Below are 13,207 nucleotides of genomic sequence, written 5' to 3' on the forward strand. Positions count from 1 at the left end.
GTGCTCCTCGGTCACGAAGTAGGAGGACTGCGCCAGGGCGATGAAGTTCTTCTCGTCTTGGTTGAGTCGATTACCCGCGCGTTCATCCAGGCAGTCGCCGGAGACGCCGCACTGATCGCCGCCGACCTCGAGGAAGCCGGAACGCTCGCGGCCGCCGCAGTCATTAACGGCGACGGCCTTCGATCGGCACGCTATCTGCGCTACCTGAGCGACTTCCACAACCAGATCCCCGCCGGCGCCACACGCCACCCCGCGCTCGCGGAATTCGTCGACCTCATGCACACGCACTACCCGGCAATCGTTGCACCCCAACAGCGCTGATCTGTGGATACTGTGCGGGGCCATGACGATGTCGTCTTCACTCGCCACAGGCCTGCCCCGCACCAGCGGGTGTGCTGGGGGTTTTTCGGAAGATCGCTGCGAATTCCTCGGCCAGCAGTCCGTAGAGTGCAAGGTCGGCGGGTGCGCCGTGTACAAGTCGAGCATTTCGTGCGACGCCCTCCCGAATCGCGCCGATGGACTCGCACGCTGCCACCGCGGCGGAATTCTGGGTGAGAATCCAAGAATACATTCGGCGAAGTCCCATAACCTCGAAGCCGAACCGGGCGAGTAACTCGCCCGCCTCTGCGCCCAGGCCGCGGCGACGATTGTCGGTTTCGCCGATGGCGATTCCGAATTCGGCGGACCTGTCTTCGGGGCTTTGATGACTGAGCGATCCGAGTCCGATCGGTGCGCCGGAGTCCATCATGCAGAAGATGAAAGTCGCATTGTTGTACGACACTTGTTCATAGCTGGCGATCCATTGCGTCCACATCCTCTTTGAAGAGGGGTAGCGATAACCGACAGCGAGCCGAAACGACTCCTCTTGAAACCATTTGTGCAGAACCTCTACATCACTCTCCTCGGGAGCCCTGAGCGCTACTGTCGTACCTCTGATCACCGCAGATCTCCTTGCTGAAAGAAACCAAGTCCAGTACCGGCCGGGCGCAGGCTGACCGCCGTGTCCGCGCGAGAGCGCGCTGCGCCGAGGGCTTGCCGACGACACTTCTTTTTCGGCAGCCCTCAGTTCCAGCCCGCGCGAAAACAGTCGTCAGAGCGGAAAAGGCGGACAGGTCAAGCAAGGCGGGAAAGGCCCAGGCAGGGGAGGGATAACCAGGGGGACGAAGAGCGCCCGAAGCATCTCGGGAATCTCCAATGCCGCGATGAGGCCCCCCAGCCACGTCAAATCCAGTACAAGCATCTTTATCTCTTCTATTTATGGGATGGTTCATGACCACATTGGCTACTCGCTCGCTCACGAAAGAACATCGTGTGCTGAGGTACGGGATCCTCGAACGTTTCCAGGCGCAGGCGACTCCGAAACAAAATCACATCCCTTAGAAGGTGATCGTGATCCCGAAAATCGGCTTGTCAAGGCTGCCGCCAACGACGATACCGGTGAAGTTTTCCGTGTGGCCGCCGACGCCTAAGTAGCCGCCGCTGCCAGGGAAACCAGCGTTGCCAAAAATGCTGCCGTGGCTGAAGGTGCCGAAAGATGCGTCGCCTATGCTGCCATAGCTGGTGCTATTCGATCCGAGAGCGCCGGGGCTGACGCCGTCAGGGGTGATACTAAGGCTCATGATTTTCCTTTCGATGTTGCGCTGACGGAATAGTTCTCAAGCCCGTGCAGTAACAGTCGTCAGAGCGGATAAGGCGGATAGGTCAGAAAGGCGGAAAAGGCTCAGGCCAGATAGTGATAACCCAAGGAACGAATAACCCCCGAAGCGTGTCAGAAATCTCCGCGACGACACTCCACAACCACGTTAAATCCAGAATCAACATCTCTATCTCTTTTCCTTGTGGGATGGTTTATGACGACACTGGCTCCGACGAGCGGTCTCACCGGCTCGTCGGAAGCGAATGTCGTGTGCCGAGGTCTGGGGCTTCTCGACCGTTTCCGGGCGTGTTCCGGGGTGGTTCACGCCACCTTGAACGTGAACCTGTACAGGCCGCCGTCTCCCGCGAAGTGCTCAACGGCTGCGGGGTTACTCGTCGCCTGCAGTTGCAGGCGGCGCGGCGGGCCGAGCTCGTCGTCGTTGCCCAGCGGGAACTCCATCGCGCGCTTGTTGAGAACTCGTAGCGTCTCGCGGACCGTGGCAGCGAGCACAGCGGTCCGGAGGGCAGTCGGTTGCCCAAGGGTGCGAGACAGGGTCAGCGCCCATTGCCCTTGGAGGATCTGGTTGTAGGCGCGTCGGACATCATCCACGACGTCGCGACCGTTGTCCTTCTCGATCAACTGGAGGACATACAGGGACCGGGGGTCGTAGGCCGCTATGGCGATGTCGCCGCGGCGGGTTTCGCCGGTGTCCATGTCGTCCCAGAAGTCGTACCCGCCGTGGACCGTGAATTCGGTCTGGGTGACGACGCTGTCGCTGAGCGGGATCTGGCCGCGCCAGGTCAGCAGATAGACATCGTCCGAACCCGCCTCGGTGCTCTGCTTGATGCACTTCATCTCATCGACGATCACCTTCGTCATCACTTGCCTCCATTCCGATGTCCCGACCCGCGCCACTCTCTGTGGGATGACACCAAGCTACGGGCGGAACCGAAGGTGCGCAAGAACCTTTGATGTAACGGTTCTATCATGACAAGCACCTCTGATGTCACGGTTTAAACATGAAAAAGAGGGGACGGTTCTACCGTCCCCTCTTGCGACCCGACGTTGCCGGGCGATTCAGGCGTTGTGCGACTCTGCTGCGCGCATTGCTTCAGCCGCTTCTAGGAGTTTCCGCTTCCGCTCGTCCATCAACTGTTCTATCTGGACGGGATCTAAGGCTTTGCGGATGCCTTCGAGGAGGAATTCGCGCGCAAGTTCGGCGACCGGGACGCCGCGAAGGATCGCGATCTGCTCTAGTAGCTGGTAGTCCTTCTCGCGCATTCGTACGCTGAACGTGCTGATGTTGCCGCCCTGTGGCGATGAAGATCTGCCGGCCATCGGCCCTCCTGTTGCTGCGCAGGTGTAACGGCGCGTGGGTTCATCCCTATAAAGCCTGACCAAGGTGCGATGAACCTAGAGCACCGTTGTGTTTGCTAACGAGCATATAACGCTCGCGTCATAAGCACCATAGAACCGAAGAATCTTAGGTGCCAGTTTGTATGCAGGGCTCGAGCCGGGTCGAGGCCATCCAGCAATTCCGAGCGGAAGTAATCAGATTGACCGATACGACCCCATCACCGTCTGGCATGGACTTCGTGAGCGAGGCCGACCCGGCAGAGATCGAGACCGAGCTAGAGATCGTGATCGACATCGAGATCGACTTGGCAGAGCTGAATGATGACGAGCGCGAAGACCTCGATCGACTGCATAAGGGTGCGCTCGAGTTCTTCATCGAGGACGGCATCCGGAAGATCCAGGACTCTGGCGAGATCTGACCTCCCGCAGTCGGCAATCAAAGCCACACCAAGCCAAGCGCAGCCTGAAGTGACAGGATGCGGTTTCGGGCTACTGCTCTGCTGGCGGCGATTTTCCTGCTGCGCATCGCAGTACCAACGGCCGCGTCGGGTGCGCGATGCGCCGGATCGTCCTACCGACCCGCGGGCAGTGTGATCCTGCCTCGCAGCGGCAGCAGGGGAGCGAGGTCGACCGGCGGTTCCCGGGAGCGGAAATGTAGTAGGTCCAGGCCACCTCGCACGGATCGACGTACCGCAGGTGTGTCTCCTGTTGGGAGATGACGCCGGCGCCGTCTCGCTCGGGGCGGCGGTGATCAGGCGGCACGCTGCTGCAATGCCCGCATGCCGCGCCGATTGCTACTGCTTGGCCTGGTCCTTCATGTCGGCGCTGTCGGTTTGTGGGGTATGTCGGATGCCGCGCCAGCCCAGTGGGAGTTGGACGCGGCCTGCGCGGATATCGCCGATGAGGTGCTCGTAGCCGTCACGGACCTCGCTGAGATGGACCCATGCCGAGTGCCGAAGCTCCTCGCAGTCGGCGTGCAGCACCGTCCACCACGCCTCGGCGTAGGTCTTCGCGACATGACTGATCACCTCACCGAAGGTGTGGGTGTGGCGGCGGGCGCACCGGCTGTGACGGACGTAGGACGCCGCCCAAGAGTTGATCTTGTCGATGACCTTCGCGATATCCGCATGGAGGGCGGTCTCGGTGACATCGGGTGCACGCGGTTGCGGATTCAAAACCGCCGAAATCAGTGCAGCGTGCAGATCACCGAGTTCTCTCGCCCACGCGATCATCGGTAACGGCTCGGTGAGGCGCCCCGCGATCGCGGCCAACAGCTGATCGGGCGACAGCACAGATGCCGCATCGATCGCGCTATCCCCCGGCACCGCTATAACCGCGTCCATGGGTGATCCCCCGTATTTCTGGAAGCGAGTGCTCACGGCGCTGCTGACCACCATCTGCGGCAGATGTTGACGTAGTGGTCGCCGCTTCGGGCGATACCAGCGGCGCTGTCGCGGAGGCTGGTCATGCGAACTGTTCGGAGGCTCGTCGTTCGATGACGGCCTCAGTGGGATGGGCGTGCTGAATCATAGGTTGTTGCTCGACTATTTCGAGATGAATGGTTGATGCGGCGAGTGCGGCGCGGCGTCTCGGCGCATAATGCTAATACTGACTGCGCACTCAGTCAACGACTGGTCGAGCAGTCGGCCGGTGCTAGAGTGTCCGGAAATTTGGCCGAGGAGGGGTGGGATCAGTGAGTGGGCGTGCGACGGGACCGGGCAAGTCGGGCGCGATTCTCGATATTTTCACGCGCCATGTCGCCGAGAAGGGCTACGACGGAACCAGCTTCAGTGGTGTCGCAAGCGAGCTGGGCATCTCTCAGGGCCTGATCGTGCATCACTACGGGACGAAGGCGCGGCTGTTGGAAGCTCTGCATGTTTCCTACATGCGGCGTCGGATCGACGAGGCCGAGCGGATTGTGTCGAAGTTCGCCACGCCGACCGAGCAGCTTGCCGGGCTGTTGCACGCGGCCATGCTCTATCAGGTGCACGATCGGAATCGGACCGTTGCCTTCCAACGTGAGGTCGCGCGGCTTGCGCAGGAGGCTGAAGATTCCGAGGGGCGCAAGCTGCGCAGGGATTACATCGGAATCCTGCACAGCGTGGTCGATGCGGGCATTGCGTCGGGTGAGTTCCGCACTGTCGATACCAGCATCCGGAGCCTGCTCATCTTCGGTGCCGCGCAGTGGGCGTGGACGTGGTTCGAGCCGGAAGGGCGCAGATCCGCCGCGCAGGTCGGTGCCGAACTGGTAGACCTCACTCTCGGATCTCTATTGGTGAATCGCAGATCGCTGCCGCGCCTCTGCGACCCCGACGGTCGACTGGTCGCAGGGGTACTCGAGATCATCACCGCCGCCCCGGAGACACCGAAAGCCGCCTCGGAGTGATGACCATCCTTCGGAAGATTCCCTGATCGATGCGCTGCGCGAGATCGTCGACATCCACCAGGCCACCCTCGGCCAGATCGCCCTGGCATGGCTGACCACCTACCACGGCGACACCGTCGTCGCCATACCCGGCGCCACCAAGCCACACCACGCCGAGGAGGCCGCCGGGGCGATGAAGGTCGCACTGAGCGGCGAGGAGACCGAACGCCTTGCCGATCTGTCCACAAGGGTCACCCACTGACCGCTGTTCTATGGGCCGTCGGTGGTTGCCAAACGTCGATTCGTCACGCGCAGTTGACGTTCCGTGCTATTGGTGAGGTCGTCGACTTGCTCGGCCGTCAACCGCCCGCACGGTTGTCCCCAGTGCAGCGCGATATCGTCCCCCGGCGCTGCGTCCGGGATCCCGGCGTAGCCGTCCGTCCACACCGGGACGGTTCGCCGTGTCGTCTCCGACAGTGATAGGTGTGTGCCGTCCCAGCGCAACCGGCTGGTCCCGACGGTGAGGTCGTCGCGGTGGCGATCCAGTACCGTCGCGGCGGTGATGCGGCAGTTGTCGAGGATTTCCAAGGGTTGGTCGCCGCCGGCAGCGGGCAGCAGCCTGGTCCACGGGTAGACACCGAAGACGTGGAAGCTGTGGTTCGCGGCTGCCTCCGGAGCGAGAGTGGGCCCCAGATGGGACCAGTACATACCCGCGATCGGGGCGATGAGTCGCAGCAACTCGGCGAGGAATTCGGGGCCGTCGAGTTCGGCGCCGATGCCCCCACCCAGCCAATAGGAAGCCACCAGTCGCTCGTCCAGCGGATCGGCGACGCCGGTCAGGCGCGACATGGCCCGCAAGTACGGCCATGCGCCGGAGAAGCCGCGCGCTAACACCCGCACGCGTTCGCCATCGCGGTCACGCAGCGCCGCGGTGTGCTCGGGCCCGCAGTAACCGAGGTGGTTGGGCGCATACGCGTAGCGCGCGAACATCTCCACACCGTCCATCAGGTCGGTTCCTCCGATAACGTTGCGCTCCAGCGGCTTTCGATGTCGCCGTAATGCCAGATCGCGAGCGCGCCAGCCCAGGTGGACGCGAAGAGGCCGACGATGATGAAGCCCATCGTGGCCAGGTCGAGGCCCCCGATCCAGGCGAGCACCCCGCTGGTGACATCGAATTTCTCGGTGAGGATGGAGATGAGCTCCTGGACACCGATCAGCAGGGCCACCGCGACCGAGAGCCCGGTGACCACCATGTTGTAGTAGATCTTGCGGATCGGTCCGGTGAAGGCCCAGCCGTAGGCGTAGTTCATGAACGAGCCGTCCAGTGCGTCGAACAGCGACATGCCCGCCGAGAACAGCACGGGCAGAACGAGAATCGCGTACCAGGGCAGCCCGGTGGCGGCCGCGCCGCCTGCGATCACCAGCAGACCCACTTCGGTGACGGTGTCGAAACCGAGGCCGAACAACAGCCCCACCGGATACATCTGCCACGGCTTGCGCACCGCGCGCATGACCGGCGCCAAGACCCGGTTGAGCACGCCGCGCGAGTCCAGGGCGCGCTCGAGTTGCTCTTCGCTGTAGCCGCCGCGTCGCATAGCGCGTAAGACCTGCCAGATCCCGATCAACGCGGCCAGGTTCAGGAGTCCGATGAGGATCAGGAAGGTGCCCGAGACCGATGTGCCGAACACCCCGGTCCACCGCTGCAATCGCGAGTCCTCGTCTTCCAGGTTCCGCGCCAGCGCGGTAACCCCGAAGGTCAGCAGCCCGACGAGCACGAAGACGATGGTGGAGTGCCCCAAGGAGAACCAGAAGCCGACCGTGATCGGTTTCTGCTTGTCCGCCACCAGTTTTCGGGTGGTGTTGTCGATCGCCGCGATATGGTCGGCGTCGAAGGCGTGTCGCATGCCCAGCGTGTAGGCGGTGACGCCGAGCCCGACGCCGAATATCGCGCCGTCCACCTGATGCTCGTCGGGCACGACCAGCAACAGCAGCGTCCCCCATCCCACGATGTGCAGTATGACGATTGTCGCTGCCATGCCGAGGATGCTGCGACGCTGCCCGCCGTCGCATCCGTCCCACGCATCTCGCAGCTTCGTGGTGATTGTCGCCACGGTCCCATCTTTCCCACTCGTCCGGCGGAGCCGCCGCCGTGTTCAACAGATTCGCGGTAGCTGCTCTCCTGCGGGCAGGTCGACGACACGGGTGCCGCCGAGAGCGGTGCGGGCCACCACCATCCCCGGGTGCTCGGCAACGCAGTGACCCACGATTGCCGCGTGGGCGCCGAGGGGATGCGCATGCATGGCGTCGAGGACGCGGTCGGCATCGGCGGGGGGTACGAATGCGACGAGTTTGCCTTCGTTGGCGACATACAGCGGGTCGAGACCGAGCAACCCGCAGGCATCGCGCACCCCGACGGGCACCGGTATCGCCAGTTCATCGAGTTCGACGCCGACGCTCGCGGCACGGGCGATCTCGTTGAGGGAGGCGCCCATGCCGCCGCGTGTGGGATCGCGCAGCACGTGCACATCGGCGCCGGTGGCGAGCATGGCCGCGACCAATCCGTGCAGTGGCGCGGTATCGCTGCACAGTGTCGTGCCGAACTCGAGTCCTTCCCGGCAGCTCAGTACCGCGATACCGTGCAGTCCGATCTCACCGCTGACCAGCACCATATCGCCGGGCCGGGCCCGCTGGGGCCGGATGTCCACGCCTTCTGGAACCAGTCCGATGCCCGCGGTGTTGATGAAGATGCCGTCGCCGTGCCCGGTGTCGACGACCTTGGTGTCGCCGGTGACCAGCCGGACCTCGGCCGCGAGCGCGGCGGTGCCGACGGCTTCGGCGATGCGGGCGATCTCGGCCAGCGCGGTGCCCTCTTCGAGGATGAACGCGGTCGAGAGCGCTATCGGCCGGGCGCCCGACATCGCCAGATCGTTCACGGTGCCGTTCACGGCGAGGTCACCGATCGAGCCGCCGGGGAACACCAGCGGCTTGACCACGAACGAATCGGTGGAGAACGCCAGTCGCAAATCGCCGAGGGGGAGCACCGCCGAATCGCCGAGCTCGGTGTCGGCGGCCGCGCCGAACGCGGGCAGGAACAGGTGCTCGATCAGCTCGCCCGACATCGCACCACCGCCGCCGTGTCCCATCACGATGTTGGGCGCGTCGCGCAGCGGCATGGGGCAGACCCAACCATCGATGTCGAGTGGGGGAGATACGGCTGCCCCACTGCCGTTGGTGTCAGGCATGGGCTACCTCCGCGGGAAGATCGAGACGCCGGTACAGGTAGTACGCGGCACAGGCGCCTTCGGAGGAAACCATCGTGGCACCCAACGGGTTTCGCGGGGTGCATTCCTTGCCGAATGCTGCGCATTCGTGAGGTTTGATCAAGCCTTGGAGCACTTCACCGGACCGGCACACCGAAGACTCGGCGGTGTGCAGATCGCCGACGGAGAAACGCTGTTCGGCGTCGTAGTCGCGGTAGCGCGGCGACAGCCGCCAGCCGCTGCTGGGGATCACGCCGATGCCGCGCCACGCCCGGTCAGTGACCTCGAAGACGTCCTCGAGCATGGCCTTGGCCGCTGGATTCCCGGCCGCGGCTACCGCACGGGGATAGGCGTTCTCGACCTCGTGGCGTCCTTCCTCGAGCTGGAGCACGGTGCGCCGGATGCCTTCGAGGATGTCCAGCGGTTCGAATCCGGTGACCACCATCGGAACCCGGTATTTCTCGGCCAGCGGCGGATATTCGCCGGTGCCCATCACCGTGCAGACGTGCCCGGCGGCGAGGAATCCCTGCACCCGGCAGCTGGGCGACTCCATGATCGCCGCGATGGCGGGCGGGACGAGCACGTGCGAGACCAGCAGTGAGAAATTCTCGATGCCGAGCCGTTGGGCCTGGTACACCGTCATCGCGTTGGCGGGCGCGGTGGTCTCGAATCCGATGCCGAAGAACACCACCTGCCGATCCGGGTTGTTCTTGGCCAGTTCCAGCGCATCCAGTGGCGAGTAGACCACCCGCACGTCGCCGCCTTCGCTCTTGACCCGGAACAGATCCTTGTGACTGCCGGGTACCCGCAGCATGTCGCCGAAGGAGCAGAAGATCACCCCCGGCCGTGCGGCGATCTCCAGTGCCTTGTCGATCACCTCGAGCGGGGTGACGCACACCGGACAACCGGGCCCGTGGATCATCTCGATCTGATCCGGCAACAGCTGGTCGATGCCGTGGCGGATGATCGAATGTGTCTGTCCGCCACACACTTCCATGATCGACCAGCGCTTGCTGGTGGTGGCGCGGATACGGTCGAGCAAGTGTCGCGCCAGCTCGGGATTGCTGAATTCGTCCAGGTATTTCATGACTTCGCCTCCTGGTCGTCGACGGTCGAGCCCGGCGCGGATGCGTCGGAATCGTTCGCCCCGGGTTGCGGGGCTTCGGGGTTGTCGACACCGGCCTGCTTCGCCGCGAGCGCGAAACCGTCGCCGAACTCCTCCTTCAGTACGCCGAGATGTTCGAACTCGGCCAGCGTTCGCAATGCGGATTCTTCATCCAGGCGTTGGATCGCGAACCCGACGTGCACCACGACGTAATCGCCGACGGCCACGTCCGGGATGTATTGCAGGCACACGTCTTTGTGCACGCCGCCGAAGTCGACCTCCGACATCAGCGTGCCGTCGCGTTCGTTGACGCTGAGCACCTTTCCGGGAACCGCAAGACACATCAGTTGTCTCCTTCACTCACACCGCACCGGCTACCAGGAGCTGACCGAACGCGATCCCGCCGTCGTTCGGTGGCAGTCTGCGATGACTGATGACACGGAATCCGTCGCGTTGTAGCAGACGGGTACAGCTCGACAACAACAGCGCGTTCTGGAACACACCGCCCGACAGCGCGATCACCGACTCGGGCGCGGCGAATCGCCGTGCCGTGTCGTGCACGAGGTCGGCGACGGCGGCGTGGAATCGGGCGCCGATGACGGCGGGCGGTATGCCGCCTGCCGCGTCGGCGACGACCTCGGCGAGTACCGGGGCAGCATCGATCCGGGCGGGATCGCCGTCGTGCCAAGCGAACCGGTACCGGCCCGCCGTCCCGCGGGCCCCGCGGGCCCGACCTTCGAGTTCGATCGCTGCCTGCGCCTCATAGTCGACGACGTGCCGCACCCCGGCCAGCGAGGCGACCGCGTCGAACAGCCTGCCCATGCTCGAAGTCGGCGTGCAGCCGAGCCCGGTATCGAATTGGTGCGCGAGCACGGCCCGCTCGGCGTCGGGGCAGGCGTCGACCGAGGCGATGCCGGGGGACCACTCGATGCCCGCCGCGCGCAGATGCGACAGGGCCATCCGATAGGGCTTGCGGACGCTGAGGTCGCCGCCCGCCAAGGGCACATAGGACAGGTGCGCCATGCGCCGGTAGCCCTTGTATCCGGCGACGAGCACCTCGCCGCCCCAGATCGCGCCGTCGGGTCCGTACCCGGTGCCGTCGAAGGCGATGCCGAGGACCGTCTCGTTCGCATCGATCCCGTGCTCACCCATCACCGCGGCCAGATGCGCGTGATGGTGTTGCACGGTATGCACAGGTCGGTCGGCCGCGTTTGCGCGGGCCCACGCGGTGGAACGGTAGCCGGGGTGGGCGTCGGCTGCGAGTTGGGTCGGGTGCACGCAAGTGAGTTCCTCCAGGTGGGATCGCGCCGTGTCGAACGCCTGCAAGGTGGCCAGATCGTCCATGTCGCCGATGTGCTGACTGAGCCAGGCGTACCGTCCGTCGGCGACGGCGCAGGTGTTCTTCAGGTCGGCGCCGACCGCCAGGGTCGGCGGAACCGGGATGGGCAGCGCCAGCGGGAGCGGCGCGTAGCCGCGGGAGCGGCGTACCGGCAGCTCGGCGCCGTCCACGACACGCACCACCGAGTCGTCGCACGGGATGAGAATCCGCCGGTTGTGGCCGAGCCAGGCGTCGGTGAGCCCGGCCAGGCGGGTGCGGGCGTCGGCGTCGTCGTAGCAGATCGGTTCGCCGCCGAGATTGCCGGAAGTCATCACCAGCACGCCGGGGCCGGGCGGGTCGCCGGGCAGGCCGAACAACAGCAGATGCAATGGGGTGTAGGCGAGCATGACTCCGAGGTCCGGGTTGCCCGGTGCGACCGCGTCGGCGACGGGGCGTTCGCCGCGCGGCAGCAGGACGATCGGCCGCTGCGGCCCGCTCAGCAGGGCCGCACCGGTGGGATCGATGGTCACGATGCGCGCCGCGGCGTCCAGGTCGGCGACCATGACGGCGAACGGCTTGTTGCCGCGCCGCTTGCGTCGACGCAATTCGGCAACGGCGGTGTCGTTGCCTGCGTCGCAGGCGAGGTGGTAGCCGCCGATGCCCTTGACCGCGAGAATGCCTCCGGCACAGAGTAATTCGCGCGCTGCGGCGAGTGGCCGCGCCGGATCGCCGGGCCCGGTGTAGGACAGGGTGGGCCCACAGTCCGGGCAGGCGATGGGCTGGGCGTGGAACCTGCGATCGGCGGGGTCGGCGTATTCGCGGGCGCAGCGCGGGCACATGGCGAAATCGGCCATGGACGTGCGCTCGCGGTCGTAGGGCAGCCTGGCGATGATGGTGAATCGCGGGCCGCAGTTGGTGCAGTTGACGAAGGGGTGGCGGTAGCGGCGGTCGCCGGGGTCGCGCAGTTCGCGCGCGCAGTCCGCACAGATCGCCACATCGGGTGAGGCCAGGGTGCGTCCGGCGCCGCCGCGCCGGGTGTCCCCGATCAGGAATCCGGTACCGCCGCGGATATCGACCGCGGTCTGCTCGACCGAGGCGACGGCGGACAGCGGTGGCGGGGACTCGTGCACTCGGCGAATGAACTCCCGCACCGATGCCTCGGCGCCCTCGATCTCGATGACGACGCCGTCCGTGTCGTTGGCGACACGGCCGGTCAGCGCGAGCTCGACGGCCGTGGTGTAGACGAACGGCCGGAATCCGACGCCCTGCACCACGCCGCGCACGAGCAGGCGGCGGCGAACGCGGTCGTCGTTCACGACTGTTCTCCGCTGCCGAGCAGACGCAGTCCGGCCATCGCCCGCTCCGCGCCATCGGCGTCGGTCTTCTCGACGACGAATCCCATGTGGATGATCACCCAATCACCCGGCGCGGCGGGCTGATCCTCGTCGAGCAGACCGATATTGACCTGGCGCTTCTCACCGGATACCTCGACCACGGCGATCTGCCCGTGGTAGCCGTCCGGAATCTCCACGACCCGCCCCGGAATGCCAAGGCACATGATCACACCTCCTGTCCAGCGCGCAATTGCGCCGCGATGCGCGTGACCTCGGCTGCCGCAGGTTCGACGGCCGCGGCGACGACAGGGCTGAGGCCGATTCCCTCGGCCACCGAGTCGACCTGGCAACCGACGACGACGGTCGGCGGCACGACACCGCCGAGCGCGCGCACCGCGGCGAAGACCGCCTCCGGATTCATCGCGTGCGCGTCCATGGCCGTCGTCGCCCCCGACTCGGGTTCGGCGCGCAGGATCTGCACGCGACCGGGTGCGCCGGTATTCGGCAGAGCGTCCACCAGTACCACCGCATCCCACCCGTCGAGCAGGTCGTAGGCCAAGTGCAACCCGCGGATGCCGTAGTCGACGATCCGCTGGTTCTCCTCCGACGCCGTGGGCAGCCGACCGACCACCTCGGGGCCGAATCCGTCGTCGCCGAGGAAGATATTGCCGATCCCGGCAACGAGCACGCGGGCGCTCATCTCACATGTGGCGAATCTTCAGATAACGCCGGAGGTCGGGGATCGACCGTATGCCGAGATACGCGCCGACCACGACGATGACCGCCACCACCGCGGTGGAGACCACACCTACTGCTTCCATGACCGTATTCCT

18 protein-coding genes are annotated in these 13,207 nt (G+C 65.1%); 4 read left to right on the forward strand and 14 right to left on the reverse strand.

Annotation, left to right across the window (positions count from 1 at the left end; all coding sequences use genetic code 11):
• Positions 1-321: a hypothetical protein gene (locus OIE68_RS39445; protein ID WP_327095986.1), complete on the forward strand. Its 321-nt coding sequence runs from the start codon at positions 1-3 to the stop codon at positions 319-321.
• Between the two features lie 37 nt (positions 322-358).
• Here OIE68_RS39445 and OIE68_RS39450 read toward each other — a convergent pair whose 3' ends face one another.
• The 4 genes from OIE68_RS39450 to OIE68_RS39465 all read right to left on the reverse strand — a co-directional run bounded on the left by OIE68_RS39450 (position 359) and on the right by OIE68_RS39465 (position 2,974).
• A complete protein-coding gene (locus OIE68_RS39450; RefSeq protein WP_327095987.1) occupies positions 359-1,045 on the reverse strand; it encodes a GNAT family protein in 687 nt (228 codons plus the stop codon).
• Positions 1,046-1,376: 331 nt separating this feature from the next.
• Positions 1,377-1,619 carry a hypothetical protein gene (locus OIE68_RS39455; RefSeq protein WP_327095988.1) on the reverse strand — a complete coding sequence of 81 codons (243 nt, stop codon included), beginning with the start codon at positions 1,617-1,619 and terminating at the stop codon, positions 1,377-1,379.
• Between the two features lie 338 nt (positions 1,620-1,957).
• Positions 1,958-2,515 carry a hypothetical protein gene (locus OIE68_RS39460; protein WP_327095989.1) on the reverse strand — a complete coding sequence of 186 codons (558 nt, stop codon included), beginning with the start codon at positions 2,513-2,515 and terminating at the stop codon, positions 1,958-1,960.
• A 198-nt stretch (positions 2,516-2,713) separates the two neighbouring features.
• Positions 2,714-2,974 (reverse strand): DUF6290 family protein, encoded by a 261-nt coding sequence (locus tag OIE68_RS39465; protein ID WP_327095990.1) that lies wholly within the window; start codon positions 2,972-2,974, stop codon positions 2,714-2,716.
• A gap of 257 nt (positions 2,975-3,231) precedes the next feature.
• Here OIE68_RS39465 and OIE68_RS39470 point away from each other — a divergent pair, with 257 nt between their 5' ends.
• Entirely contained in the window at positions 3,232-3,411 is a 180-nt protein-coding gene (locus tag OIE68_RS39470; RefSeq protein WP_327095991.1) for a hypothetical protein, read from the forward strand.
• A 375-nt stretch (positions 3,412-3,786) separates the two neighbouring features.
• Here OIE68_RS39470 and OIE68_RS39475 read toward each other — a convergent pair whose 3' ends face one another.
• Positions 3,787-4,335 carry a hypothetical protein gene (locus OIE68_RS39475; protein ID WP_327095992.1) on the reverse strand — a complete coding sequence of 183 codons (549 nt, stop codon included), beginning with the start codon at positions 4,333-4,335 and terminating at the stop codon, positions 3,787-3,789.
• A 350-nt stretch (positions 4,336-4,685) separates the two neighbouring features.
• Here OIE68_RS39475 and OIE68_RS39480 point away from each other — a divergent pair, with 350 nt between their 5' ends.
• Both OIE68_RS39480 and OIE68_RS47270 read left to right on the forward strand, forming a co-directional pair.
• Entirely contained in the window at positions 4,686-5,378 is a 693-nt protein-coding gene (locus tag OIE68_RS39480) for a TetR/AcrR family transcriptional regulator (RefSeq protein WP_327095993.1), read from the forward strand.
• A 25-nt stretch (positions 5,379-5,403) separates the two neighbouring features.
• Positions 5,404-5,619: an aldo/keto reductase gene (locus tag OIE68_RS47270; RefSeq protein ID WP_419150843.1), complete on the forward strand. Its 216-nt coding sequence runs from the start codon at positions 5,404-5,406 to the stop codon at positions 5,617-5,619.
• A gap of 8 nt (positions 5,620-5,627) precedes the next feature.
• On the opposite strand, the gene OIE68_RS39485 is transcribed toward OIE68_RS47270, so the two are convergent.
• The 9 genes from OIE68_RS39485 to OIE68_RS47275 form a co-directional block, all read right to left on the reverse strand.
• A complete protein-coding gene (locus tag OIE68_RS39485) occupies positions 5,628-6,362 on the reverse strand; it encodes a DUF6390 family protein (RefSeq protein WP_327095994.1) in 735 nt (244 codons plus the stop codon).
• Entirely contained in the window at positions 6,362-7,393 is a 1,032-nt protein-coding gene (locus tag OIE68_RS39490; protein ID WP_327095995.1) for a HoxN/HupN/NixA family nickel/cobalt transporter, read from the reverse strand. The genes OIE68_RS39485 and OIE68_RS39490 overlap by 1 nt, the downstream gene beginning before the upstream one ends.
• 117 nt (positions 7,394-7,510) lie before the next feature.
• Entirely contained in the window at positions 7,511-8,599 is a 1,089-nt protein-coding gene (hypE, locus tag OIE68_RS39495; RefSeq protein ID WP_327095996.1) for a hydrogenase expression/formation protein HypE, read from the reverse strand.
• Positions 8,592-9,704, reverse strand: a complete 1,113-nt coding sequence (gene hypD / locus OIE68_RS39500; RefSeq protein ID WP_327095997.1) for a hydrogenase formation protein HypD — start codon at positions 9,702-9,704, stop codon at positions 8,592-8,594. Before hypD ends, hypE begins: the two co-directional genes overlap by 8 nt.
• A complete protein-coding gene (locus tag OIE68_RS39505) occupies positions 9,701-10,066 on the reverse strand; it encodes a HypC/HybG/HupF family hydrogenase formation chaperone (protein WP_327095998.1) in 366 nt (121 codons plus the stop codon). Before OIE68_RS39505 ends, hypD begins: the two co-directional genes overlap by 4 nt.
• A 16-nt stretch (positions 10,067-10,082) precedes the next feature.
• Entirely contained in the window at positions 10,083-12,356 is a 2,274-nt protein-coding gene (gene hypF / locus OIE68_RS39510; RefSeq protein WP_327095999.1) for a carbamoyltransferase HypF, read from the reverse strand.
• The gene (locus tag OIE68_RS39515; RefSeq protein ID WP_327096000.1) at positions 12,353-12,598 is read right to left on the reverse strand and encodes a HypC/HybG/HupF family hydrogenase formation chaperone; all 246 of its coding nucleotides are present in this window, start codon (positions 12,596-12,598) and stop codon (positions 12,353-12,355) included. The genes hypF and OIE68_RS39515 overlap by 4 nt, the downstream gene beginning before the upstream one ends.
• A gap of 2 nt (positions 12,599-12,600) precedes the next feature.
• Positions 12,601-13,074, reverse strand: coding sequence for a hydrogenase maturation protease (locus OIE68_RS39520; RefSeq protein WP_327096001.1), 474 nt, complete (start codon positions 13,072-13,074; stop codon positions 12,601-12,603).
• Position 13,075: 1 nt separating this feature from the next.
• Positions 13,076-13,195: a DUF6893 family small protein gene (locus OIE68_RS47275; protein ID WP_085998701.1), complete on the reverse strand. Its 120-nt coding sequence runs from the start codon at positions 13,193-13,195 to the stop codon at positions 13,076-13,078.
• Positions 13,196-13,207 lie beyond the last annotated feature (12 nt).

Source organism: Nocardia vinacea (assembly GCF_035920345.1).
GTDB classification, from domain to species: Bacteria; Actinomycetota; Actinomycetes; order Mycobacteriales; family Mycobacteriaceae; genus Nocardia; species Nocardia vinacea_A.